Origin of the sequence: Sphingopyxis sp. GC21 (assembly GCF_025727575.1) — a bacterium.
In the GTDB taxonomy this organism is placed as follows: Bacteria; Pseudomonadota; Alphaproteobacteria; order Sphingomonadales; family Sphingomonadaceae; genus Sphingopyxis; species Sphingopyxis terrae_A.
The window spans coordinates 866,605-888,443 of record NZ_CP095845.1; the positions used below are offsets into that span (position 1 = coordinate 866,605).

At 66.3% G+C, this 21,839-nt stretch carries 21 protein-coding genes; 9 read left to right on the forward strand and 12 right to left on the reverse strand.

Annotated features, from left to right (window positions below; genetic code table 11):
- Positions 1–10 precede the first annotated feature (10 nt).
- On the forward strand, positions 11–919 hold the full coding sequence (locus MU856_RS04075; RefSeq protein WP_062902195.1) for a LysR family transcriptional regulator: 909 nt from the start codon (positions 11–13) through the stop codon (positions 917–919).
- Positions 920–1,015: 96 nt separating this feature from the next.
- On the forward strand, positions 1,016–2,260 hold the full coding sequence (locus tag MU856_RS04080) for an acyl-CoA dehydrogenase family protein (protein ID WP_003044690.1): 1,245 nt from the start codon (positions 1,016–1,018) through the stop codon (positions 2,258–2,260).
- 81 nt (positions 2,261–2,341) lie between these two features.
- Here the strand turns inward: MU856_RS04080 and MU856_RS04085 are convergent, their stop codons facing one another.
- Positions 2,342–3,160 (reverse strand): PaaX family transcriptional regulator C-terminal domain-containing protein, encoded by an 819-nt coding sequence (locus MU856_RS04085; RefSeq protein ID WP_238929663.1) that lies wholly within the window; start codon positions 3,158–3,160, stop codon positions 2,342–2,344.
- Between the two features lie 39 nt (positions 3,161–3,199).
- Between MU856_RS04085 and MU856_RS04090 the strand changes: the two genes are divergently transcribed.
- From MU856_RS04090 to MU856_RS04110, 5 genes are all read left to right on the forward strand, one after another.
- A complete protein-coding gene (locus MU856_RS04090; protein WP_062902196.1) occupies positions 3,200–4,402 on the forward strand; it encodes a CaiB/BaiF CoA transferase family protein in 1,203 nt (400 codons plus the stop codon).
- Positions 4,381–5,250 (forward strand): crotonase/enoyl-CoA hydratase family protein, encoded by an 870-nt coding sequence (locus MU856_RS04095; protein WP_062902197.1) that lies wholly within the window; start codon positions 4,381–4,383, stop codon positions 5,248–5,250. Before MU856_RS04090 ends, MU856_RS04095 begins: the two co-directional genes overlap by 22 nt.
- 11 nt (positions 5,251–5,261) lie before the next feature.
- Complete coding sequence (locus tag MU856_RS04100) at positions 5,262–6,884, forward strand: acyl-CoA dehydrogenase family protein (RefSeq protein ID WP_062902198.1); 1,623 nt, start codon at positions 5,262–5,264, stop codon at positions 6,882–6,884.
- Entirely contained in the window at positions 6,881–7,639 is a 759-nt protein-coding gene (locus MU856_RS04105; RefSeq protein WP_062902199.1) for a crotonase/enoyl-CoA hydratase family protein, read from the forward strand. The genes MU856_RS04100 and MU856_RS04105 overlap by 4 nt, the downstream gene beginning before the upstream one ends.
- Positions 7,640–7,740: 101 nt before the next feature.
- On the forward strand, positions 7,741–8,286 hold the full coding sequence (locus MU856_RS04110; protein WP_062902200.1) for a hypothetical protein: 546 nt from the start codon (positions 7,741–7,743) through the stop codon (positions 8,284–8,286).
- 48 nt (positions 8,287–8,334) lie between these two features.
- Here the strand turns inward: MU856_RS04110 and MU856_RS04115 are convergent, their stop codons facing one another.
- Complete coding sequence (locus tag MU856_RS04115; protein WP_202988488.1) at positions 8,335–9,552, reverse strand: ectonucleotide pyrophosphatase/phosphodiesterase; 1,218 nt, start codon at positions 9,550–9,552, stop codon at positions 8,335–8,337.
- A gap of 154 nt (positions 9,553–9,706) precedes the next feature.
- Between MU856_RS04115 and MU856_RS04120 the strand changes: the two genes are divergently transcribed.
- Positions 9,707–11,314, forward strand: coding sequence for a M20/M25/M40 family metallo-hydrolase (locus tag MU856_RS04120; protein WP_062902202.1), 1,608 nt, complete (start codon positions 9,707–9,709; stop codon positions 11,312–11,314).
- A gap of 20 nt (positions 11,315–11,334) precedes the next feature.
- Here the strand turns inward: MU856_RS04120 and MU856_RS04125 are convergent, their stop codons facing one another.
- The 4 genes from MU856_RS04125 to MU856_RS04140 form a co-directional block, all read right to left on the reverse strand.
- Positions 11,335–12,903: an alkaline phosphatase D family protein gene (locus tag MU856_RS04125; RefSeq protein ID WP_086457689.1), complete on the reverse strand. Its 1,569-nt coding sequence runs from the start codon at positions 12,901–12,903 to the stop codon at positions 11,335–11,337.
- Between the two features lie 79 nt (positions 12,904–12,982).
- The gene (locus MU856_RS04130; protein ID WP_263588411.1) at positions 12,983–14,011 is read right to left on the reverse strand and encodes a copper resistance protein B; all 1,029 of its coding nucleotides are present in this window, start codon (positions 14,009–14,011) and stop codon (positions 12,983–12,985) included.
- Entirely contained in the window at positions 14,008–15,711 is a 1,704-nt protein-coding gene (locus MU856_RS04135; protein ID WP_263588412.1) for a copper resistance system multicopper oxidase, read from the reverse strand. The genes MU856_RS04130 and MU856_RS04135 overlap by 4 nt, the downstream gene beginning before the upstream one ends.
- Positions 15,708–16,448, reverse strand: a complete 741-nt coding sequence (locus MU856_RS04140) for a glutaredoxin family protein (RefSeq protein ID WP_263588413.1) — start codon at positions 16,446–16,448, stop codon at positions 15,708–15,710. Before MU856_RS04140 ends, MU856_RS04135 begins: the two co-directional genes overlap by 4 nt.
- Positions 16,449–16,489: 41 nt before the next feature.
- Between MU856_RS04140 and MU856_RS04145 the strand changes: the two genes are divergently transcribed.
- Positions 16,490–16,891: a MerR family DNA-binding protein gene (locus MU856_RS04145; protein WP_003044661.1), complete on the forward strand. Its 402-nt coding sequence runs from the start codon at positions 16,490–16,492 to the stop codon at positions 16,889–16,891.
- Between the two features lie 118 nt (positions 16,892–17,009).
- Here the strand turns inward: MU856_RS04145 and ychF are convergent, their stop codons facing one another.
- From ychF to MU856_RS04175, 6 genes are all read right to left on the reverse strand, one after another.
- Entirely contained in the window at positions 17,010–18,107 is a 1,098-nt protein-coding gene (ychF, locus tag MU856_RS04150; RefSeq protein WP_263588414.1) for a redox-regulated ATPase YchF, read from the reverse strand.
- 12 nt (positions 18,108–18,119) lie between these two features.
- A complete protein-coding gene (locus MU856_RS04155; protein ID WP_234180128.1) occupies positions 18,120–18,530 on the reverse strand; it encodes a GNAT family acetyltransferase in 411 nt (136 codons plus the stop codon).
- On the reverse strand, positions 18,527–19,096 hold the full coding sequence (gene pth / locus MU856_RS04160; protein ID WP_234180129.1) for an aminoacyl-tRNA hydrolase: 570 nt from the start codon (positions 19,094–19,096) through the stop codon (positions 18,527–18,529). Before pth ends, MU856_RS04155 begins: the two co-directional genes overlap by 4 nt.
- A 66-nt stretch (positions 19,097–19,162) precedes the next feature.
- The gene (locus tag MU856_RS04165) at positions 19,163–19,792 is read right to left on the reverse strand and encodes a 50S ribosomal protein L25/general stress protein Ctc (protein ID WP_003044652.1); all 630 of its coding nucleotides are present in this window, start codon (positions 19,790–19,792) and stop codon (positions 19,163–19,165) included.
- A gap of 171 nt (positions 19,793–19,963) precedes the next feature.
- A complete protein-coding gene (locus MU856_RS04170; protein WP_263588415.1) occupies positions 19,964–20,866 on the reverse strand; it encodes a TraB/GumN family protein in 903 nt (300 codons plus the stop codon).
- Positions 20,863–21,798, reverse strand: a complete 936-nt coding sequence (locus tag MU856_RS04175; protein ID WP_234180133.1) for a TraB/GumN family protein — start codon at positions 21,796–21,798, stop codon at positions 20,863–20,865. The genes MU856_RS04170 and MU856_RS04175 overlap by 4 nt, the downstream gene beginning before the upstream one ends.
- Between the last annotated feature and the right edge of the window lie 41 nt (positions 21,799–21,839).

Genomic DNA, 21,839 nt, shown 5'->3' on the forward strand with positions numbered 1-21,839 from the left:
GGAGCCCGATATGAAGCGCCTGCCGCGGCTCGACCTCAACCTGCTCCAGATATTCGACGCCATCTATACCAAGGGCGGCGTGTCGGCTGCCGCGTCGCACCTCAATCTGTCGCAGCCCGCGATCAGCCATGCGCTGGCCAAGCTGCGCGCGATGCTGGACGATCCCTTGTTCATCCGTCAGGGCAATCGCCTCGTCCCCACCGGGACTGCACGGGCGGTCGCCGAACCGATCCATACGGCGCTGCGCGAACTGGTCGCGGCGCTCGACGGGGCGGGGAGCTTCGATCCCGCACAATCGACGCGCGAGTTTCGCATCGGGATAAGGCTGGCGGGCGAGATGTCGCGCTTTCCAGCGCTCGCGTCGCGCGTGCTGGAAGAGGCGCCGCATGTCCGGCTGACGTCGACCGCCTTTCGGCGCCGCGATCTGGTCGCTGCGCTGGCCAACGGCGATCTCGACGTCGCGATCGACGTCGACCTGCCTGTCGAGGATCGGCTGTGCCGCGAACCGCTCGGCGTCGAGCCGTTGCTGGTGGCGGCGCGGATCGGCAATGGCCGCATCGCCGGGACGCTCGACCTCGATCGCTATCTCGCGCTTGATCATGTGTTCGCGACGCCGCGTCCGCACGGGCCGGGGATCGAGGATATGGCGCTGGCGCGGCTCGGCTTGCAGCGCCGCGTCGCGGTGCGCTGCCAGCATGCGATCACCGCTTGGCAGATCGTGGCGAAGACCGACATGCTCTGCACCCTTCCGCGCAGCCATGTCCGCATGTTGCAGCACATCTGGCCGATGCAGTTGTTCGACCTGCCGATCGCGGTCGCACAGAGCAGCAGCTATCTCTATTGGCATCGCGCGGTTCAGGCGGATGTCGGCCTCGCTTGGCTGCGCGCGATCATCCTCGAGGTGATGCGCGACGAATAGGCGCCTATTCCTCAGACGAATAGACTTTATTCGAAGTTATCATTTTTCCTGATGCCGCAGGGGCACTAGCCTTGGCCCCAACCAAGGAGAATAGCGATGACGCCGATCGAACTCGAAGCCGAACTCAACGACCTCAGAATGTCAAAGGAGGCGCAGCCGCTGTTCGATGCGGTGAAACGCCACATCGCCGAAAATGTCGATCCCATCACCGAGGAGTTTTTCCGCTTGGGCGAAGGGCGCGCCGACCGCTGGAGCTGGGCGCCGGGGCAGCTTGAGCTGCTTGAAGGCGCGAAGGCCAAGGCGAAGGCGGCAGGGCTGTGGAATTTCTTCCTGCCCCACGGCGATACGGGAACCCCGCTCACCAACCTCGACTATGCCTATATTGCGGCCGAACTCGGCAAATCGCCGCTGGCATCCGAATCGCTCAACTGTTCGGCGCCCGACACCGGCAATATGGAGGTGCTGGAAATGGTCGGCACGCCCGAACAGAAGGACCGCTGGCTGAAGCCGCTCCTTAATGGCGAAATCCGCTCCGCCTATGTGATGACCGAACCCGGCGTTGCCTCGTCGGACGCGAGCAATCTGGAAACCAGCGCGACGCTCGAGGGCGACGAATGGGTCATCAACGGCGAGAAATATTTCATCAGCGGCGCCGGCGATCCGCGCTGCAAGATCCTGATCTGTATGGTCAAGACCAACCCGGAGGCGCCGCGAAAGGCGCAGCATTCGCAAATCCTGGTGCCGATGGACACGCCGGGGGTGCAGGTGCTCGGGCCGATGCGGGTGTTCGGGGCCGACCATGCGCCGCAGGGGCATATGCATATGCGGTTCGAAAATGTCCGCGTGCCGCGCGACAACATCCTGCTCGGCGAGGGGCGCGGGTTCGAGATTTCGCAGATGCGCCTCGGGCCGGGCCGCATTCACCACTGCATGCGCACCATCGGCAAGGCCGAGGTTGCACTCGACCTGATGGTCAAGCGCGGCAATTCGCGGACCGCCTTCGGCCGGCCGCTGTCGCAGCTCGGGAAGAATCTGGAAGTCATCGCGCGGGCGCGCTGCGATATCGAGGCGATGCGCCTGATCGTGCTCAAGGCCGCGAAGGCGATGGACCTGCTCGGCAATCGTGAAGCGCGCGTGTGGGTGAGCATGGCGAAGGCGATGATCCCCGAGCGCGTGTGCCAGATTATCGATCAGGCGATCCAGATCCACGGCGCGACCGGCATCTCGCACTGGACGCCGCTCGCCGAGCTTTATGCCGACGTGCGCCATCTGCGCTTCGCCGACGGCCCCGACGAGGTTCACTATATGGTCGTGGGCCGCGACGAACTCGCGCGCCACTAAGTCGCCGAAGGGCGGGGTGGGCGGCGCCGGAGCGCCGCTCGCCCCGCACCCGCCGACGTTCGCTTTCCGCGCCGCGACCGATCAGCTTTCGAGATAGCGCGCCCAGATGCGCTTGCCCAAGCGGTCGTAGCGCGTCATCGCGGCAATCAGCGCCGCGAGCGCATCGCTTGGACAAAGCCTTTCGGGTAGCAGCGGATCGCGCATGATGGCGCGGATGGCCTGCCGCCCCAGGAGCAGCGTTTCGGCCGCCGCCGCGGGCAGCCGGCTTTCATCGATGCTCGCCGCGCTCTCGTCGAGGCGGGCGGCGAGCCGCTGGTGCGACGCGCGCAGGGCATCACTCTGCCACAAGGTCCGGAACCGGGCGTCGCGGGCGGCGTCCAGCCCGCTCGCTTCGACGACGAACAGCGATGGCGCGGCATCGAGTTCGATCAAATCCTGCCGCATCCCCGCGGCCCCACGCTCCAGATTGTCGGGGCGCACCCAGATATTGGCGTCGGCGTCGGCAAATCCCTCAAGATGAAGCGCGCGCAGAGTCCGGCGCCAAGTGGTGCGGTCGGCGCGCTCCTGCGGCCCCGCGACCGCGACGAGCCAGCGTCCCTCCCAGGGCTGCCGCCGCTCAAGCCGGGAGCGCCAGCCGAGGATCCGCTGCTTCAACACCTCTGCATTCGCGCCGATCGTATAGCGACCGCGCGCGATTGCCTGAACCCGGCCTTCCGACTTGAGGCGCGTCAACGCCGTCCGGATGCCCGGCGCCTCGATCCCGAAGGCCGCGCCGGCGCGCACCAGTTCGGCGACGGTGAACGCCGGCGGAGCGCCAGTGTCGAGCAGATCGAGAATGAGCATCCGCGCGCTCATCCCTCCGGCATCGGCCGAGTTTACTATATTGCGTTCTGTGTCCATATCCGACAATATATGCAACAAATAAGATGGGAGAGGAAGATGCTGCCCCTTGACGGCGTGACCGTAATCGATCTTACCAGCGTTGTCGCGGGGCCACTGGCGACGCAGATCATGGCGCAGCAGGGCGCCCGGGTATGGAAGGTTGAGCCGCCCGAAGGCGACCGCGCGCGTTTGCTCGGTGCGGTTGCGGCGCCGGGGTTCAGCTCGGCGCATGTCGCGCTCAACGCCGACAAGCAATCGGTCGCGATCGACCTTGCGCGTGCCGATGGGCAGGCGCTGCTGCGCCGCATGGTGCCACAGGCCGACCTCCTCATCCACAATTTCCGGCCCGGGGTGATGGAGCGGCTGGGGCTTGGCACCGACGTGCTACATGCGCTGCGCCCCGATCTCGTCATCGCGCGGATCAGCGGCTTCGGTCAGGACGGGCCGATGGCGGGCGGGCGCGCCTATGATCCGATCGTGCAGGCCGAATCGGGGATGGTCAGCTGGACCGCCGAAGGGCCGCTGCTCGCTCCGCAATGGATTTGCGACAAGACCGCGGGGCTTTACGCGGCGCAGGCGGCGACCGCCGCGCTCGTCGCACGGGCGCGCAGCGGAAAGGGGGCGGTCGTCGATATTTCGATGCTGGAGGCGGCTGTCGCTTATGGCTGGATCGACCTCCACGGGGCGCAGGCCTTTCCCGATGCCACCTCGCGCATGCCTGACATCGCCGCCGTCTATCGCCCTTGGGCGACCGGCGACGGCTGGATCGTCGTTGTCATGCTGTCGCAATCTGAATTCGAAGGCTGGGCGCGCGCGATCGGCGCGCCCGACCTGCTCGCCGATCCGCGCTTTGCCGACATGACGACGCGATTCCTCAACTGGGACGATCTGCGCGCGATTTCGGCGCCCCGCATTGCCGCGTTGACCACGCGCGAGGCTGTGGCCCGGCTGGCCGACGCGGGCGTGCCGTGCGGCGTCGCCAACCGGTCGGCGGCGCTGCCCGGCCACGCCCAGATCGTCCATGACGGCTTCGTCGCGCTGACCGACCACCCGCAGGCCGGTGCGGTGCGCCGGACCCGGCCCGTGGCGCGCTTCGACGGCGCGCGGCCGGGGTTCGAGACGCATGCGCCGCGCGTCGGTGAACATAGCCGGACGGTGCTCGCCGCGGCCGGCCTGACCGCCGAAGAGATCGAAGCCGCCATCGCAAACGGTGCCGCCTGCTGCCCTGAGGAGACCCTATGGCAACCTATCAGACCTTGACCTATGCCGCCGAAAATCGGGTGGCGACGATCACGCTCAACCGTCCCGAACATTTCAACGCGATCGCGCACGGCATGCCGCGTGAGATCCGCGCCGCGGTAGAACGGGCGGAGGCCGATGCGGACGTCCATGTCATCGTCGTACGCGGCGCGGGGCCGGGTTTTTGCGGCGGATACGATCTTAAACATTATGCCGAGCGCAAGGGCGAGATCAGCGGGTCGCAGGACATGCCGTGGGACCCGACGCTCGATTTCCAGATGATGTGGCGCAACACCCAGGATTTCATGGCGCTCTGGCGCGCAACCAAGCCGACCATTGCGCGCGTCCACGGCGCGGCGGTCGCCGGCGGGTCCGACATCGCGCTGTGCTGCGACTTTCTGATCATGGCCGACGATGCCCGCATCGGTTATCCCCCCGCGCGCGTCTGGGGCGTGCCGACCCCGGCGATGTGGGTCTATCGTCTGGGGCCGCAGATGGCGAAGCGCATGATGATGACGGGCGACCTGATCGACGGGCGCGAAGCCGAACGGATCGGGCTGGCGCTCGAGGCGGTGCCCGAGGCCGAACTCGACGATGCTGTCGAGCGGCTGGTCGGGCGGCTGCGCGGGGTGCCGCGCAACCAATTGATGATGACCAAGACGGTGGTCAATCAGGCCTATGACAATATGGGCCTCAACAATACCCAGATGTTCGCGACGCTGTTCGACGGGGTATCGCGCCATTCGCCTGAAGGCATATGGTTCCGCGACCGGGCGCAGGAGGTCGGCTTCAAGCAGGCGGTGGCCGAACGCGACAGCGGCGATCCGATCGCGAGCCAGGTGTCGAAGCGCCTGCCCGCCGACGATTGAGGAGACGAAGCATGACCGCACTCCAGCCGATCGACCGGCTCGACACGCATGATGTGTTCAACCAGGCGCCGCCGTTCGAGAATATGAACCTGTTTACCGGCGACCGGGCGCTGGTCGATGCGGTGAACAGCGCAGGCGCGGGCGCGCATGGCGCCCGGCTCGCCGCGCTCGGGCAGCGCTGTGGTTCGGCCGAGGTGATCGAATGGGGCGTCGAGGCGAACCGCCAGACTCCCGTGCTCGAAACCTATGACCGCTATGGTCACCGCGTCGACGAGGTGCGCTTTCACCCCGCCTATCACGACCTGATGCGGCTCGGGCTCGATAGCGGCTTTGCGGCATCGGCTTGGGACGGCAGCGCACGCGGCCATACGCTCCACGCGGCGATCCTCTTCCTGACCGGGCAGGCCGATTCGGGCACAAGCTGTCCGATGACCATGACCTATGCCGCCGTGCCGGCGCTGCGAGCCGAGCAGGCGGTCGCCGACGTCTGGGTGCCGCGCATCGCGGCGGGCCGTTACGATCCCTCCGTCCGCCCGGCTGCGGACAAGGCCGGGGTGACGATCGGCATGGCGATGACCGAAAAGCAGGGCGGCAGCGACGTACGCGCCAACACGACGCGCGCCGAACCGACCGGCGAAGCGGGCTGGTACAGCCTGACGGGGCATAAATGGTTCTGTTCGGCGCCGATGTGCGACGCCTTCCAGACGCTGGCCTATGCGCCAAGCGGACTGACCTGTTTCCTTGTCCCGCGCTGGCTGCCCGACGGCACCCGCAATGCGGGGTTCCGCGTTATGCGCCTGAAGGACAAGATGGGCGACCGGTCGAACGCCTCGTCCGAAATCGAATATCATGGTGCGCTGGCCCAGAGGCTGGGCGCCGAAGGGCGCGGCGTCGCTACGATCATCCAGATGGTCCAGCATACGCGCCTAGACTGCGTGATCGGTTCGGCGCAGCAGATGCGCGGCGCGCTTGCCCAGGCGCTGTGGCACACGGCCCATCGGTCGGCTTTTCAGAAACGGCTGATCGACCAGCCCGCAATGGCGGCGGTGCTCGCCGACCTTGCCGTCGAAAGCGAGGCGGCGACGGCGCTCGGCTTCCGGCTGGCGCAGGCGTTCGACGAAGAGGATGCGCTGACGCGGCTGCTGACGCCGATTGCCAAATATTGGGTATGCAAACGCGCGCCGGGGCTGGTTTACGAAGCGATGGAAGCGCATGGCGGCGCCGGCTATGTCGAGGCGGGGCCGATGCCGCGGCTGTTCCGCCAATCGCCGCTCAACGCGATTTGGGAAGGATCGGGCAATGTCATTGCGCTCGACGTGCTGCGCGCCATCGCGCGCGAACCAGAAGGGGTGGCGGCGCTTCAGGATTTTCTGGCGGCGCAGCGCGGACGCGACGCCCTTTATGATCGCTGGGTCGAGGACATCGACCTAACGCGCGCCGACGAAAGCAGCGCGCGGTTGCTCGTCGAGCGGCTGGCGCTTGCGGCGCAGGCCGCGATCCTGATCGGACAGGATAGTCCGATTGCCGAGGCCTTCTGCCGCCTTCGCCTGAGCCCACGTGGCAGCGCCCATGGCGCGTTCGATGCAGCCGTCGATGCGCGCGCGATCGTCGACCGTGCGATGCCCGCGGCATGAGCGTGCGGATCACCAACGACGGCGCGGTGCGCACCGTCACCATCGACCGCCCGGACTGCCGCAACGCGGTCGACCCGGCCACCGCCGACCTGTTGCGGCAGGCGTTCGCCGACTTCGACGCCGACGACAGCGCCGCGGTCGCGGTGCTGACCGGCGCGTCGGGCCATTTTTGCGCAGGCTTCGATTTGAAGGCGGTGGGCGCGGGCAACGAGCGATACCAACCCGAAGGCGTCGGGCCGATGGGGCCGTCGCGCATGTTGCTTTCCAAGCCGGTGATCGCGGCGGTCGAAGGCTATGCGGTTGCGGGCGGCCTTGAACTCGCGCTGTGGTGCGATCTGCGCGTGGCGTCCGCCAGCGCGATGTTCGGTGTCTTCTGCCGCCGGTGGGGCGTGCCGCTGATCGATGGCGGGACGGTTCGCCTGCCGCGCATCGTGGGACAGGGGCGCGCGCTCGACATGATCCTGACCGGGCGCCCGGTCGATGCGGCCGAAGCGCTCGCAATCGGGCTTGCCAACCGGGTCGTGGCGGACGGGCAGGCGCTGGCAGCCGCGCAGGCGCTCGCCGCCGAGATCGCGCATTTTCCGGCGCTGTGCATGCGTACCGACCGCATGTCGGCCTATCGCCAATGGGATTTCGACCTTGCCGACGCGCTCCGGTTCGAAGGGCGCGAAGGCGCCGCGCCGTTGCGCGCCGAAGCCCGGAAGGGGGCGGCGCGCTTTGTCGACGGGGCAGGGCGGAGCGGACGCTTCGACTGATCGCGTGACGGTCCGCCGCGCCTGCTATTTCCGGCATCCACAAAGCGACCGCACCGGTATAGATTGCCGCCGACGGCTATTCCGGCGCGGGAGGGTGAGCGATGCGGTTTCGGGTCTTTGCAGGTGCGGCGTTGAGCGCTGCCGTGATTCTGGCGGTGCCGGCGGCAGGCAAGGCGCCGCGCAAGGGCAAGGCGGTGGCCGACTGCCCCGCCGACCCCGCGCTGCCGCCCGATCTGGCCGATTGGGGGCGGATGAGTTCGGCCAAGACCATCTATGCCTATGGCGAGGCGCGCGCCGCCGACTGGCCGTCGCTCGGCGCGGCGCGAACGGGCCTGTTGCTCCATAAGGCCGAAAGCCTGCGCTACTGGATCGCGCCCGAGCGGCGGCAGGATGTGTTCAAATTCGGCGGCATGATCCCGGTCGAGGTGAAACGGGCCGGCCGGCTCGTGATCGCGCTCGACGCGGGCGCCTGGATCGATCTGGTACGCGACGGCAAGGCGCAGCCGGCGGCGGCGCACGGCCATGGCCCCGCCTGCTCGGGCATCCGCAAGATGGTCGAATATGACGTGACGCCGGGCCGCTACCTCGTCCAGATCGTCAATGCACCCGAACAGTCGATCCGCGCGATGGCGGTGCTGCGCGACTGATCGGGCATAGCGGAACCGGCGCGCGCGGTTTCGATCGCGTTTCGCAGATCAGCGTTGCGGCGCAAGACTTTCGAGCAGCGTGCCGCGCGCATCGCTTGGCAGCGGCTTGACGCCGATCAGGCGCATCAGAAGCGGATAGACTTCGATATTGTCGACCAGCCCCACGTCGCCGCGCAGGCCGCTGCCATAGGCGATGAACAGGGCGCGCATGTCGGGGTCGTCATTGTCATAACCATGCGCTCCGCCCATCACCGGGTAGGCCGGCTTGCCCGCGACGATCGTCCAGCCGTTCTCCGCGATGCAGATGATCGCCGCGACGCGCGGATTGTGCCCATAGTGAAGGCGTTCCGGCAGAGCCTCGCGGCGGCGGCAGGTCATATGGTCGTGCGGCTTCAGCAGCGCGTCATAGACCCGGTCGTCGGTGCCGGCGGCGGGTTCGATCGCGGCATAGGGGCCGGTCTCCACCGCGATGATGCTCGGCAAATCGATCAGGTCGGCAAGGTCGACGATCCGCGCGTCGCTGATCGCGTGCATGCCATGATCGGCCACGACCAGAAGCCGAACGGGCTGGTCGAGGTCTTTCAGCCTCGACAGCAGGTCGCCGATGCGGGCATCCACCTCGGTCACCGCGGCATTGAGTTCCGCCGAGTCCGGGCCGAAATGATGCCCGGCAGTATCGACGGCGTCGAAATAGAGCGTCACGAAGGCCGGGCGGATCGCGCGCGGGCGGCGCAGCCAGTCGAGGACCGCGTTGACGCGCTGCACATTGCTGATATTTTCATCGTAGCGCAGCCAATCGGCCGGACGCACCTCGTGGATCGCGACCTCGCTGCCTGGCCAGAACATCGTTGCCGTTCGCACCCCGGCCTTTTGCGCCGTCACCCACGCGGGTTCGGCCTCGTCCCACCAGAAGGGGTCGAGCGCCTGCTTCGCATTGCCCAGGCTGAAGCGTTCGGCGGGACGCCGCGGGTCGATCATGTTGTTGCCGACGATGCCGTTGGTGTCGGGGCGTTTGCCGGTGACGATCGCATAATGGTTGGGGAAGGTCTTGGTAGGGAAGGAGGGGCGGAGCGCGCCCCGCGCGCCCTCGGCGGCGAGCTTCGACAAATTGGGTGTGATTCCGCGGTCAAGATAGTCGGCGCGGAAGCCGTCGATCGAAATCAGGATGGTGACGGGCGCGCGCTGTTCGGTGTTCGCTTCGGCGGCATGGGCATAGGGTGACGCCAGCGAGCAAAGTGCGGCGATCAGGATCATCAGGCGAGTCATGGTCATCGCGCTAGGATGGCCGCGTGACAACCGCGCGACAAGCTCATTGCGCTTTGCCGCGCCGGTTCGGCCACATCCATGCTTGCAATCGCGCTCTTGCCATGGTGCACCCGGTTTCATCCGAAACCACGGACGAAATGAAGTGGACGCGTTCATGAACAGGGGTTTGATGGCGGCGCTGCTGGTCGGCGCAGCATGTCTGGCCGTGCCGGCGACCGGGCAGGGCGGCGACGACACCAATCGTATCATCGACGAAGGCTATAATCGCAGCCAGGTGATGCAGACGGCACAGGAAATGACCGACGGTATCGGTCCACGCCTGACCAATTCGCCCGCCATGCGCCGGGCCGAAGCCTGGGCGATCGGAAAGTTCGAAGGCTGGGGCCTGTCCAATGTCCGCCGCGATGGCTTTGAATTCGGCCGCGGATGGGAAATCCTGTCGGTCAGCGCACGTATGGTCGCGCCGCGCCCGCTCGCGCTGACCGCCATTCCGATTGCCTGGACGCCGTCGACCAACGGACCGGTGACCGCCCCGATCATCGTCGCGCCGATGTCGAAGGAAGAACATTTCGCCGAATGGAAGGGCAAGCTCGCCGGCAAGATCGTGCTCGTGTCGCTGCCGGGCGATGGTGACGAGCCCGACAAGCCGGCCTTTCGCCGCCTGAGCAGCGACGACATCGGCAAGCTCGACGAGTTTCGCCAGCCCAAATATGATCCCGATGCGCTCAATCGCCGGCTGGAGCGCGTGACGTTTGCCGAAAAGCTCGATGCCTTTCTGAAGGCCGAAGGCGCGCTGGCGATGGTCCGGCAATCCTATCGCGACGGCAAGCTCGTCCATGGCGAGGGCTATAATTACCGCGTCGGCCATTCGCCGACGCTGCCCGGCATCGAACTCGCCGCAGAGGATTATCGCCGCCTGGCACGGCTCGCGAAAAGCGGGGCGCCGCCGCAGCTCGAGATCGATTCCAACGTCCGTTACGACGACAGCGACACGCGCGCCTATAATATCATCGCCGAAATTCCGGGGACCGACCCCAAGGCCGGCTATGTCATGGCCGGCGCGCATTTCGACAGCTGGGTGGCGGGCGACGGCGCGACCGACAATGGCGCCGGCAGCGCCGTCGTGATGGAGGCCGCGCGCATCATTCGCAAGCTCGGCATCCGGCCCAAGCGCACGATCCGCTTCGTCCTGTGGAGCGCGGAGGAGCAGGGGCTGCTCGGGTCGCTCGCCTATGTCGACAAATATATAGCGGCGCGCCCCGGCCCGACCGAGGGCGAGGACGGCAACGCGCTCTATTATGGCTGGCCGAGCCGGTACCCGATCACGCCAAAGCCCGGTTACGGGGACCTCAAGGCCTATTTCAACATGGACAATGGCTCGGGCAAGCTGCGCGGCATCTATGCCGAGGGCAATGTCGGCGCGGTTCCGATCCTGCAATCCTGGCTCGCACCCTTTGCGAGCATGGGCGCGGGCAAGGTCGTTGCGGGGCCGACGAGCGGCACTGATCATGTCTATATGCAGTCGGTCGGGGTGCCTGGGTTTCAGTTCATCCAGGATCCGCTCGATTATGGATCGCGCACGCACCACAGCAACGCCGATACCTTCGACCATCTGAAAGCCGACGATTTGCGCCAGGCTTCGGTCGTGATGGCGGGGATGCTCGTCACGGCGGCGAACAGCGACAAGACGCTGCCGCGCTTCCCGGTGCCGACGCAGCCGACGCCCTATGATCCGTTCAAATACAAGGACCCCAACGACTGAGCGACGGGTATCCGCCGGGGTCAGGCCATCTTGATCCCGGCGATGCCGTTGTCGACGACGCCCGTCGCGCGTTTCGACAGCGTGCCCAGCGGCACCGTCACCTTGTCGACGACCATGAAGTGCGTCTGCCACGCATCGCGGTTCACATCGCACACGACATAGCCGCGCTGGTCATTGGCGAATTTGAGTTCGGGATTGAGCTTCAGAAACTGGTCGGTGCCGGCGCGCAGATCGCTGCCGTCGCCGCCGCTGCTGATCGAGGTGGCGACGAATTCGGCGCCGACGACCTTGTCCTTGAGCACCAGATCGCCGCAGAAATTCTGATGCTCGTCGCCCGTCAGTACGACGCAGTTCTTGAGACCGGCGAAGCGCGACAGGATGCGTTCGCGCGGCGCCTCATAGCCCGCCCAGCTGTCGAGATTGACGATCTTTTCGGGCTCGTCGGCCTTGCGCCGCCGGTCGAGCGACATCATCGTCACCTGCTGCGCGATCGCGTTCCACGTCGCGCCGCCCTGCGCGAGATTTTTGGCGAGCCACTCTTCCTGGGCCTTGCCCAGAATCTGCGCATTCTTTGCAAAGACGTCGGGGCAGGCGGGCTTGAACCCGTCGCCGCACGGCTGGTTGTCGCGATACTGGCGGGTGTCGAGCACCTGCATCGCCATCAGGTCGCCATAGCGGAATTCGCGGTTCGCGGCGATGAAGCCGCCGCGCGGCAACAGCGCCTTGCGCACCGGCATATGTTCGTACCACGCCTGGAACGCGGCCTGCCGGCGCAGCATGAAGACTTCGGGCGGCGGGGCGTCGGGATCGTTGCCGTCGAGCCCCATCTTCCAGTCGTCATAGACCGATACCCAGTCGTTGCGGATTTCATGGTCGTCGAAGGTCGAGATGAAGCCATGCGCCGAGCGTGCCGCCTGCATGTCGATGTCGAGCAGCGTCTGGGTATAGGCGGTGCGGAAATCGCTCAGATCCTGAAGCCCGCGGAGCGCATATTTGCGTACCGGCCGGATCGGCAGGCCGCTGTCGTAAAGATAGTCCTGCTGATATTCGTAGATGAAGTCGCCATAATGGTAGACGAAATCCAGCTCTTCGCGGGCAAGATGGCGATAGGCGCCATAGAAGCCCGATTCATAATGCTGGCAGCCGCAAACCCCGAACTTGACCTGATCGGTGCGCGCGCCGGCGGCGGGCAGCGTGCGGGCGCGGCCGCGCAGGCTGCGTTCGCCGCCAGCGGTGAAGCGGTAATAATAGGGGCGGCTGGGCTGTAGCCCGGCAACCTCGACATGGACGCTATGGCCAAGCTCGGGGCGCGCCAGTTCGGTGCCGTGCGCGACGACCTTGCGAAAGCCGCCGTCCTCTGCGACTTCCCATTCCACCGGGATATTGACCAGCGGCATGCCGCCATGCGGCGCCATCGGGTCGGGTGCGAGGCGGGTCCAGATGACGAAGCCGTCGCTCGCGGGATCGCCGGCGGCGACGCCGAGGCTGAACGGGAAATCGCGAAAGAAACCGGCCTCGGCGCGCAATATCGCCGGGGCGGACAAGCCGGCAAGCGTGGCGGTGGCAAGGAAATTGCGGCGCGAGAACATGGCGGGACTCCGGGGGGAAACGAATCGTGCTCCCCAGATAAACTAGTCATGCGTCACATCAATGATCTTGGCAGCGGGATCAGAACCAGAAGCGGATCCCGGCAACGACGCTGGACCGCGACGGGTCGTTGCCGACGGCGCGCGCGAACTGCGCAGAGCGGCCGATCTTGCCTTCCCAGACATAGCCCAGATAGGGCGCGAATTCGCGGGCAATCTCATAGCGCAGGCGCAGGCCCAGTTCGGCACTCGACAGCCCGGCGCCAATGCCCTGTTCGCGCACGTCCTGAAGCGCGAAGTTCATCTCCGCCGTCGGCTGCAGGATCAGGCGCTGGGTGATGCGCTGGTCGTAGCTGCCTTCGATGCGGGTGGTGACATCGCCCTTGTCCGACAGGAACAGCGCCGCTTCGACGTCGAACCAATAGGGGGCGAGTCCTTCGACGCCGACAACCGCGTAAGTGGGCGAGGGGCCGGGGCCGACATCCTGACGCAGCCCGGTCTGGAGATCGAAATAGGGGCCGATGGCGCGGCTCCACAATAGCTGCCCCTCGCCGCGGTCGAACGCGCCGCCGAAGGCGCCTTCGCCCTCGCTTTTGATGACGAGCTTGTCGATGTCCCCCCCGAAGCGGGCTTCGCCGTCCCAGCTATAGGTGGTTTCGCCGGAGCCGACGCGGACTTCGGCTTGATCGAGCATGACCTTGGAAATGCTGCCGCCGCCATGCTCGGCGTAGAGCCGGGCGCGGACCGGTGCCATCGCGTCGGCGCCGAAGATCGCATCGGCGGCATCGACGCGCGGCGCGGGCGGCGGCGGCGCGTTGTCGACGGGCGGCGAGGGGGGTGGGGCTGTCGTGGGCTCGTCTGGCATGCAGTGCCCCATCGCGGCGTGTTCGGGCGGGCAGGCGGGGGACGGGGGCGGCGCAGGGATTGTGCAATGGCCCATCGCCGCATGCTCGGGCGAGCAAGGCGGCGATGGGGGCGGCGGCGGAGGTTCCGCCTTCGGCATCGTGCAATGGCCCATGGCGGCATGTTCGGCGGTACAGCCGGGCGCGGGGGCGGGATGCGCCATCGCGTCGGGTTGCGCGGCCAGCAGGAGAAGGGCGATCGGAATCATGCCACATCCTCCGCCGCGCGCACCGTCACGACCTGCATCATCCCGGCGTGCATGTGATAGAGGAGGTGACAGTGAAAGGCCCAGTCGCCCGGCGCATCGGCGGTCAGGTCGAAGGTTACCTTGCCGCCTGGCTGGACATTCACCGTATGCTTGCGCGGGGCATGGTCGCCCTTGCCCGTGACCAGTTCGAAGAAATGACCGTGCAGATGGATGGGGTGCGTCATCATCGTGTCATTGACCAGCGTCACGCGCACGCGCTCGCCCAGCGTGAAGGGAATGGGGGCGGTGACCTCGTTCATCTTCACCCCGTCGAACGCCCACATATAGCGTTCCATATTGCCGGTCAGATGGATCTGCATCTGACGCGACGGCACGCGGGTATCGGGGTTACGATCAAGCGCGACGAGATCGCGATAGGTCAGCGCGTCCGCGACATCCTCCAGCCCCTGTCCGGGCTCGCCGGTGCGATCGACCGGCATCGGCGAGATCGACTGGACGGTGGGCGTGTCCTTGACGGTCGGCGCGCTTTTCATGTCGCGCATGCTGTGCCGCATCGGTTCGCCCGGCGCGGTCATCCCATGCCCCATCGCGCCATGATCCATACCCATATCGCCCATACCCATATCGCGCATCGTCGCGAGCGGGCGGGCGCGCAGCGGCGGAACCGGCGCGGTCATGCCGGGGCGCGGCGCGAGCGTTGCGCGCGCCATACCCGATCGGTCGCTGTTCTCGGCGATGATGCTGTAGGCGCGGTCTCCCGGCTCGACGATCACGTCATAGGTTTCGGCGACCCCGATCTGAAATTCGCCCACTTTCACGGGACGGACGTTCAGGCCGTCGGCTTGCACCACGGTCATCGCAAGATCGGGCACGCGGATGTTGAAGGTCGTCATCGCCGATGCGTTGATGACCCGCAGCCGGACGCGTTCGCCCGCAGCGAACAACCCGGTCCAATTGTCGGCGGGGCCGTGGCCGTTGACGAGATAGGTATAGGCCGCCGCGGTCACGTCGCTGATGTCGGTCGGGTCCATCCGCATCGCGCCCCAGGCGACACGGTCGTTCAGCGGCTGGTCGCGGCCCGCGATCAACCCCGCAAGCGTCTGCTTGTTGTGGTTGAAATAGCCGCCCATCTGCTTGAGCTTTTTGAAGATCGCGTGCGGGTGCAGCGCGCTGTGGTCGGACAGGACGATCACATGCTCGCGGTCATAGGCGACGGGATCGGGCTCGGCGGGGTCGATGACGATCGGGCCGTAATGGCCCATCTGTTCCTGCAGCCCCGAATGGCTGTGATACCAATAGGTCCCCGACTGCCGCACCGGAAATTCATAAGTAAACGTCGCGCCCGGCGCGATCCCGGGAAAGCTGATGCCCGGCACGCCGTCCATATGAAAGGGCAGGATCAGCCCATGCCAGTGGATCGAACTATCCTCGTCGGGCAGGGCGTTGGTGACGTGCAGCCGCGCCGTGGTGCCTTCCTTCAGCCGCACCAGCGGGCCCGGGATCGTCCCGTTTATGCCGATCGCATGGCTGGTCTTGCCGTCGGCGGTCAGCATCCGGTGTGCGATGGTCAGGCGGATATCGGCGCCGCCGACCGTCGGCAGCCCCGACGCGATCGGTTGCGCCCAGGCTGGCAGCCACGGGACAAGCGCCGCCGCTCCGCCTGCCGCCAGCAGCGAGCGCCGGTCGATCGCGCCGCTCATGCGATGGCTCCGCGCAGCATCCAGAGCGCCATCGCGATCATCATCAGATTTTCGGTCAGCGACACGAAGCCCAGCGGAACCTTGCTGCTGCCGCCGACGCAGGCGCATTTGATGTCGCGGCGGTCGATATAGACCGCCTTGAAGACCGACACTGCGCCGATGATGGCGATGAACAGCGCGACCGGGATCGACAGCCAGGGGAGGGCGTGCGCGGTCATCAGAACCCCGGCCAGCCCCTCGGCAAAGGGGTAGACATACGAATAGGGAACCCAGCGCCGCGCGAGCAGGTCATAATTGAGGAACATCGTCGAGAAGCTCTCGACGTCCTGCAGCTTGAGCAGCGCCAGAACGATCATGCTGAACGAAATGAACCATTCGGCGGCGCGCAGGGTGAAGGGGCTGCCGTAGGCGGCGAAGCTCGCGGCGAGCGCCATCAGCGCGGTCATCGCGAACAGTGCGATCACGGGCGTATAGCTCGTCGCTCCCGGATCGCGGACGGCAAGGCCGAAATGGCGGCGCAGATCGTCATAGCCGCCGATCCGGCGGCCATCGATAAAGGTCTGCGGCGTCGTCTTGACGCCATGTTCGGCCTTGAACGCGTCGGTTTGCGCGCGCGTCTCCAGCCAATGATCGTCGACGGTGAAGCCCTTTCGTTCGAGGAGATGCTTCGCTTTCAGGCCATAGGGACAGATATGCTGTGGCATGACCATGCGGTAGAGGGTTGCTGTCTGTGTCATGCCGCCTGTATAACCTCCGTACCATGGTACGGAGTCAAGCGATGCAGCTTTCGATCGGAAAACTGGCGGAAGCGGGCGGCGTCGGGGTCGAAACGGTCCGTTATTATCAGCGCCGCGGGTTGATGACGACGCCCGCGCGCAGTGGCGGCGAGGGGTGGGGCGCCGGCATCCGTCGCTATGATGCCGACGATGTCCGCCGGCTGAAATTCATCCGGTCGGCACAAGGGTCGGGCTTCACGCTCGAGGAAATCGCCGAGCTGCTGGAGCTTGAACAGAGCGACGATCGTGCGCGGGTCCGCAGCCTCGCCCGCCAGCGCATCGCCGCGCTCGACGCCAAGATTGCCCAGATGAGTGAAACCCGCGCCGCGCTCGCGCGGTTGGCGGACCAGTGCGCCGCGACCGACAAGGGTCCTTGCCCGATACTGGCGGCTTTCGAGCCCTGACGTCATCGCGCGGAGCGCAGCGACGACGCAATCGCCCGCTGTCGTCCGTACGCAGGGTCGATGGCTGGAGATTGCCTCGCTTAGCCCGCAATGACGAAGTTTCAGGGCGCAGCGCGGCCTAGCTGTGCAGGAAGTGCATGACGTCACCGTCGTGCACGACATAGGCCTTGCCTTCGGCGCGCAGCTTGCCGGCTTCGCGCGCCTTGGCTTCACCGCCCAGCGCGACATAATCGTCATAGGCGATGGTTTCGGCGCGAATGAAGCCCTTCTGGAAATCGCTGTGGATTTCGCCCGCCGCCTCCGGCGCGGTCGCGCCGGTATGGACGGTCCAGGCGCGCGCTTCCTTCGGGCCGACGGTGAAGAAGGTCAGCAGGTGGAGCAGCTCATATCCCGCGCGGATCACGCGCGCGAGGCCCGTTTCGTGCAGCCCCATTTCCTCGAGGAACATCATGCGTTCTTCGCCGTCCATGCCGACGAGTTCGCTTTCGATCGCTGCCGAGACGATCACCGCCTGAGCGCCCTCGGCCTTGGCGCGCGCGAAAACGGCTTCGCTGTGCGCGTTGCCGGTCGCGGCATTCGCTTCTTCGACATTGCAGACATAGAGGACGGGCTTGCTGGTCAGCAGCTGCGCCTGCCGGAGGATGCGCTCTTCATCGGCATCCTTCGGATCGGTCAGACGCGCGGGCTTGCCGTCGCGCAGCAGATCGAGCGCCTGGCCGAGCACCGATGCTGCGGCCTTGGCTTCCTTGTCGCCCTGCGCGGCCTTTTTCGCGAAAGCGGGAACACGCTTTTCCAGGCTTTCGAGGTCGGAAAGCAGCAGTTCGGTCTCGACCGTCTCGGCGTCGGCGACCGGGTCGACCTTGTTCTCGACATGCTGGATGTCGTCATCCTCGAAACAGCGCAGGACGTGGATGATCGCGTCGACTTCGCGGATGTTGCCGAGGAACTGGTTGCCGAGTCCTTCGCCCTTCGACGCGCCGCGCACGAGGCCGGCGATATCGACGAAGGCGAGCTGCGTCGGGATGATCTTCTGACTGCCCGCGATCGCCGCGAGCTTGTCGAGCCGCGCGTCGGGCACCGCGACATTGCCGATATTCGGTCCGATCGTGCAGAAGGGATAATTCGCCGCCTGCGCCGCCTGCGTCTCGGTCAGCGCGTTGAACAGCGTCGACTTGCCGACGTTCGGCAGCCCGACGATCCCGCATTTGAAACCCATTTTCCTACCCTTTTAATCAAGCCGGCGGGCAAAGACCCGCACCGGCTGCAAATCCCAGTCGAGGCGCTCATAGAGCCCCGCGGCGGGATTTCCATCCCGAACCATCAATTCCACCTTCGGACAGCCCCGCGCCCGCAGCCAGTCGCAGCCGGCATCGAGCAGACCGCGCGCGATCCCGCTGCCGCGCCGGTCGGGCTGGACGCCCAGATAATAGACCCAGCCGCGGTGGCCGTCGAAGCCGACCATGATCGTGCCGACGATCGCGCGTCCGGCTTCGGCGAGCAGGATCGTCGCGGCGTCGTGGCCGAGCGCGCGATCGAAGTCGGCGTCCGGGTCGTTCCAGGGCCGGGTGAGGTCGCAGCTTTGCCACAGGGCGACCGCGGCGTCGCGATCGGCGGGCGTCGCGGCGCGGATCAGCGTCATGGTTGCAGCCGCAGCGCCAGATCGTTCTGGAACCGCACGTCGTCGCCCTCGGCAAGCCAGCTCGCTTCGGCGGCGATCGCGCCAAGCAGGTCGGTCAGCGGTTCGATCTCGGTCTTGTGGTAATTGCCGAGGACATGGCCCGTCACGCGGTCCTTGTGCCCCGGATGACCGATGCCGATGCGGACGCGGCGGAAATCGTCGCCGATATGCTGGATCATGCTGCGGATGCCGTTATGTCCGGCCGCGCCGCCGCCCTGTTTGACCTTCACCTTCATCGGCGCAAGGTCGAGTTCGTCGTAGAAGGCGGTCACGTCCTGCGGCGCGAGCTTGTAGAAATCCATCGCGGCGCGCACGCTGCGACCGCTTTCGTTCATGAAGGTGCCGGGCTTGAGCAGCAGAATGCGGGTTCGGCCGATGCGGCCGTCCTGCAGCCAGCCCTGAAATTTCTTGGCGGGCGGCGCGAATTGATGAATGTCGGCGATTACGTCGATCGCCATGAAGCCGACATTATGCCGGTTCATCGCATATTGAGGCCCGGGATTGCCGAGGCCGACCCAGAGCTGCATTGCGGTGCCTTTCCCGGGTCCGATGGAAACGCCCCTCCCGCCGGGGAGGGGCGCATCCGGTAAGCGTTAGGCTTCGCCTTCGGCGGCTTCGCCTTCGTCCTTCGTCGTGTCGCCGTCGCTCGACTTGAGCGCCGACGGAGCGACGATGGTCGCAATCGTGAAGTCGCGATCGCTGATCGCGCTCTCGACACCCTTGGGCAGAGCGACGTTGCTGATGTGGATCGAATCGCCGACGTCGAAGCCGGTGACGTCGATGCTGATTTCGTCGGGGATCTTGTCCGCTTCGCAGACGAGTTCCAGCTCGTGACGAACGATGTTCAGCACGCCGCCGCGCTTCAGGCCGGGCGAGGCTTCTTCGTTGGCGAACACCACCGGCACTTCGACATGGACCTTGGCGTCCTTCGAGATGCGCAGGAAGTCCGCATGGATCGGGCGATCCTTGACGGGATGAAAGGCGACGTCCTTGGGCAAGGTGCGGACGGTCTTGCCGCCCACTTCGATCATCACGACCGAGTTCATGAAGTGACCCGTCATCAGCTGCTTCATCAGCAGCTTTTCTTCGACGTGGATCATCAGGGGTTCTTCGTTGCCGCCATAGACGACGGCGGGGACGCGGCCATTGCGACGCAGGTCACGCGAGGCTCCCTTGCCTGCACGTTCGCGCGTCTCGGCCGTCAGCGTCAGCTGATCGCTCATATCATTTCTCCGAGAAACAGTTGCACATATCCGTCACGCCTCCAGGGATGACCATGGCGGAAGCGGGGGCGCATAGCCGGGAACCGGCGGAAAGGCAAGCGCGATGCGGGAAAAGGGGATCGGGTCGGCGAAAAGGCGAATGTCGGTATCGCATCCCGTCTTGCCGCCCGGCTATTGCATCCTCACCACCCGGTATCCGGCCGCTTCCAGATCGGCGGGAACGCCGTCAGCGCCCACCAGATGTCCCGCACCGACCGCGATCAGCACCGTGCCGGGTTTCGCCATGCGCTGCTCCACCCACTTGGTCCAGCGCCGGTTGCGATCGGTGATGATCGCGGCGCGCGCGGCCGGGACCGCGTCGACGTCCTCGTTCACCACCTTTTCGAGTGCGGCGACGTCGCCGCGCGCCCAGGCGGCGTTCATCGCCTTCACGTCGGCGACGCCGCTTGCCGAATTGGCGAGCGCGCGCGTCAGCAGGCGGCGCTGCGTTGCGGCGTCGAGCGTTTCGAACAGCGTCAACTGCCCCCGCGCCGTCTCCAGCCCGCCGATCGGCTTTCCGGCGTCGGAAAAGCGCTGCGTCAGCCGGGCTTCGACGCCATTTTCGGGCGACAAATCGGCCTGCTGCGCGACACGCTGGCCCATCAGCACCAGGATTGCCCAGTCGTCGAGCGCATCGCCGCCGAAACCGCTGCCCGCGCCTTCTATCTTGCGATAGGCGGCAAGCGCCGCCGGATCGAGCCGGCGCTCCATCGCCAGCGGCGTGCTGCGCGGTGCGAGTTCGCGGAACACCGCGCCTGCAGCCGCGAGTTGATCGGGCGCCAGTTCGAGGACCAATTCGTCGGCCGCCGCAATCGCCGCGCCGACCTTCCCGCCGTCCCAGCGCGTGCCGGCGGGAAGCGCGTGCATCGAGCCGAGCAGGAAGATGCGCGTGTCGGCGTCTTCGACCAGCCACATCGCCGGATGCGCTTCGGTAACTGGCGTCGCAGCTTTGCAGGCGAGCAGCAGCAACGGCAAAAGGGCCGCCGCGGCGCGGCGACCCCAGGACCGAAAGGCAAGGGCGCCCCGCTGCCTCACTGGATGCGCGTCACCTTCAACCCGCGCTCCTTGAGATAATCCTGCACGCTCTTTGCTCCCGCCAGATGGCCCGCGCCGACTGCGACGAAAACCGTGCCCGGCTGCGCCATGCGCGCCTCGATCTGTTCGGCCCAGCGCGCGTTGCGAGCCCACAGCAACGTCTTGGCGACGTCGGGCGTTTCGGCAAGCCCCTCGTTCATCGTTTCGGCGAGCGCAGCCGGATCGCCGGCCCCCCATTGCCCGACCATCGTGTCGAGCTGCGGCCCCAGCTTGTCGAGATCGTTGACCATGACGTTGAGGAAGGCGATCTGGCTGGACATGGGCAGGGCATCGAAAAAGCCGAGCTGTTCGCTGAGCGTTTCGAACCCGGAGATCGGCTTGGCGGCCGCCTTTGCCGCATTGCTCAACTGCTTTTCAGCGCCCTCTTCGGGGTTGTAGCCCATTTTGGTCAGCGGCAGCACCGACAGGGTGATCCCCGCAAACCACGGCTTGAAGCCGTCGAAGCTGGCGGGCGGCAGGCCCAGGCTGGTCATCGCCGCCTGATAGGCCGCAAGCGCTTCCGGATCGAGCCGCGACGAAAGCGCCGTTCCGCTCTGGTCCAATGCCAGCGCCATGGTTTCCTTCGCCACCTCATTCTGATCTTCGGGCAGCACGAGTTCGAGTTTGAGTTCGTCCGATTTGTCGAACGCGTCTTTCACGGCGCCGTCGAACCAGCTCAATCCGGGCTTCAGCACATGCACGGTGCCGAACAGATAGACGGTGGTGTCGTCGTCCTTCACTGCCCACAGCGCGGGTTTGATCGCGGTCGTCGTTGCCGCGGCGGGCGCGGTGGCATCCTGCGCCGCGGCGCTATTGTGTCCCGGCACGACCGCGCATTGGGCGAGGGGAATGATCGCGCAGCTGAGCGCCAGTTTGCGGAAGAAGGAGGTCATCGGGCCTGCTTTCGTTTCAAAAAGGGGAGGGGCAAGAGGTT

Excerpts from the sequence above, each read along its gene's own strand:
- MU856_RS04125 (WP_086457689.1), bottom strand. The coding sequence starts at position 12,903 with ATGTTCTCGCGCCGCAATTTCCTTGCCACCGCCACGCTTGCCGGCTTG.
- MU856_RS04165 (WP_003044652.1), bottom strand. The coding sequence starts at position 19,792 with ATGAGCGATCAGCTGACGCTGACGGCCGAGACGCGCGAACGTGCAGGC.
- MU856_RS04110 (WP_062902200.1), top strand. The coding sequence starts at position 7,741 with ATGCGGTTTCGGGTCTTTGCAGGTGCGGCGTTGAGCGCTGCCGTGATT.
- MU856_RS04095 (WP_062902197.1), top strand. The coding sequence starts at position 4,381 with ATGGCAACCTATCAGACCTTGACCTATGCCGCCGAAAATCGGGTGGCG.
- MU856_RS04140 (WP_263588413.1), bottom strand. The coding sequence starts at position 16,448 with ATGACACAGACAGCAACCCTCTACCGCATGGTCATGCCACAGCATATC.
- MU856_RS04145 (WP_003044661.1), top strand. The coding sequence starts at position 16,490 with ATGCAGCTTTCGATCGGAAAACTGGCGGAAGCGGGCGGCGTCGGGGTC.
- MU856_RS04085 (WP_238929663.1), bottom strand. The coding sequence starts at position 3,160 with ATGGACACAGAACGCAATATAGTAAACTCGGCCGATGCCGGAGGGATG.
- MU856_RS04100 (WP_062902198.1), top strand. The coding sequence starts at position 5,262 with ATGACCGCACTCCAGCCGATCGACCGGCTCGACACGCATGATGTGTTC.
- MU856_RS04090 (WP_062902196.1), top strand. The coding sequence starts at position 3,200 with ATGCTGCCCCTTGACGGCGTGACCGTAATCGATCTTACCAGCGTTGTC.
- MU856_RS04120 (WP_062902202.1), top strand. The coding sequence starts at position 9,707 with ATGAACAGGGGTTTGATGGCGGCGCTGCTGGTCGGCGCAGCATGTCTG.
- MU856_RS04075 (WP_062902195.1), top strand. The coding sequence starts at position 11 with ATGAAGCGCCTGCCGCGGCTCGACCTCAACCTGCTCCAGATATTCGAC.
- MU856_RS04115 (WP_202988488.1), bottom strand. The coding sequence starts at position 9,552 with ATGACTCGCCTGATGATCCTGATCGCCGCACTTTGCTCGCTGGCGTCA.
- pth (WP_234180129.1), bottom strand. The coding sequence starts at position 19,096 with ATGCAGCTCTGGGTCGGCCTCGGCAATCCCGGGCCTCAATATGCGATG.
- MU856_RS04175 (WP_234180133.1), bottom strand. The coding sequence starts at position 21,798 with ATGACCTCCTTCTTCCGCAAACTGGCGCTCAGCTGCGCGATCATTCCC.
- MU856_RS04135 (WP_263588412.1), bottom strand. The coding sequence starts at position 15,711 with ATGAGCGGCGCGATCGACCGGCGCTCGCTGCTGGCGGCAGGCGGAGCG.
- ychF (WP_263588414.1), bottom strand. The coding sequence starts at position 18,107 with ATGGGTTTCAAATGCGGGATCGTCGGGCTGCCGAACGTCGGCAAGTCG.
- MU856_RS04105 (WP_062902199.1), top strand. The coding sequence starts at position 6,881 with ATGAGCGTGCGGATCACCAACGACGGCGCGGTGCGCACCGTCACCATC.
- MU856_RS04130 (WP_263588411.1), bottom strand. The coding sequence starts at position 14,011 with ATGATTCCGATCGCCCTTCTCCTGCTGGCCGCGCAACCCGACGCGATG.
- MU856_RS04080 (WP_003044690.1), top strand. The coding sequence starts at position 1,016 with ATGACGCCGATCGAACTCGAAGCCGAACTCAACGACCTCAGAATGTCA.
- MU856_RS04155 (WP_234180128.1), bottom strand. The coding sequence starts at position 18,530 with ATGACGCTGATCCGCGCCGCGACGCCCGCCGATCGCGACGCCGCGGTC.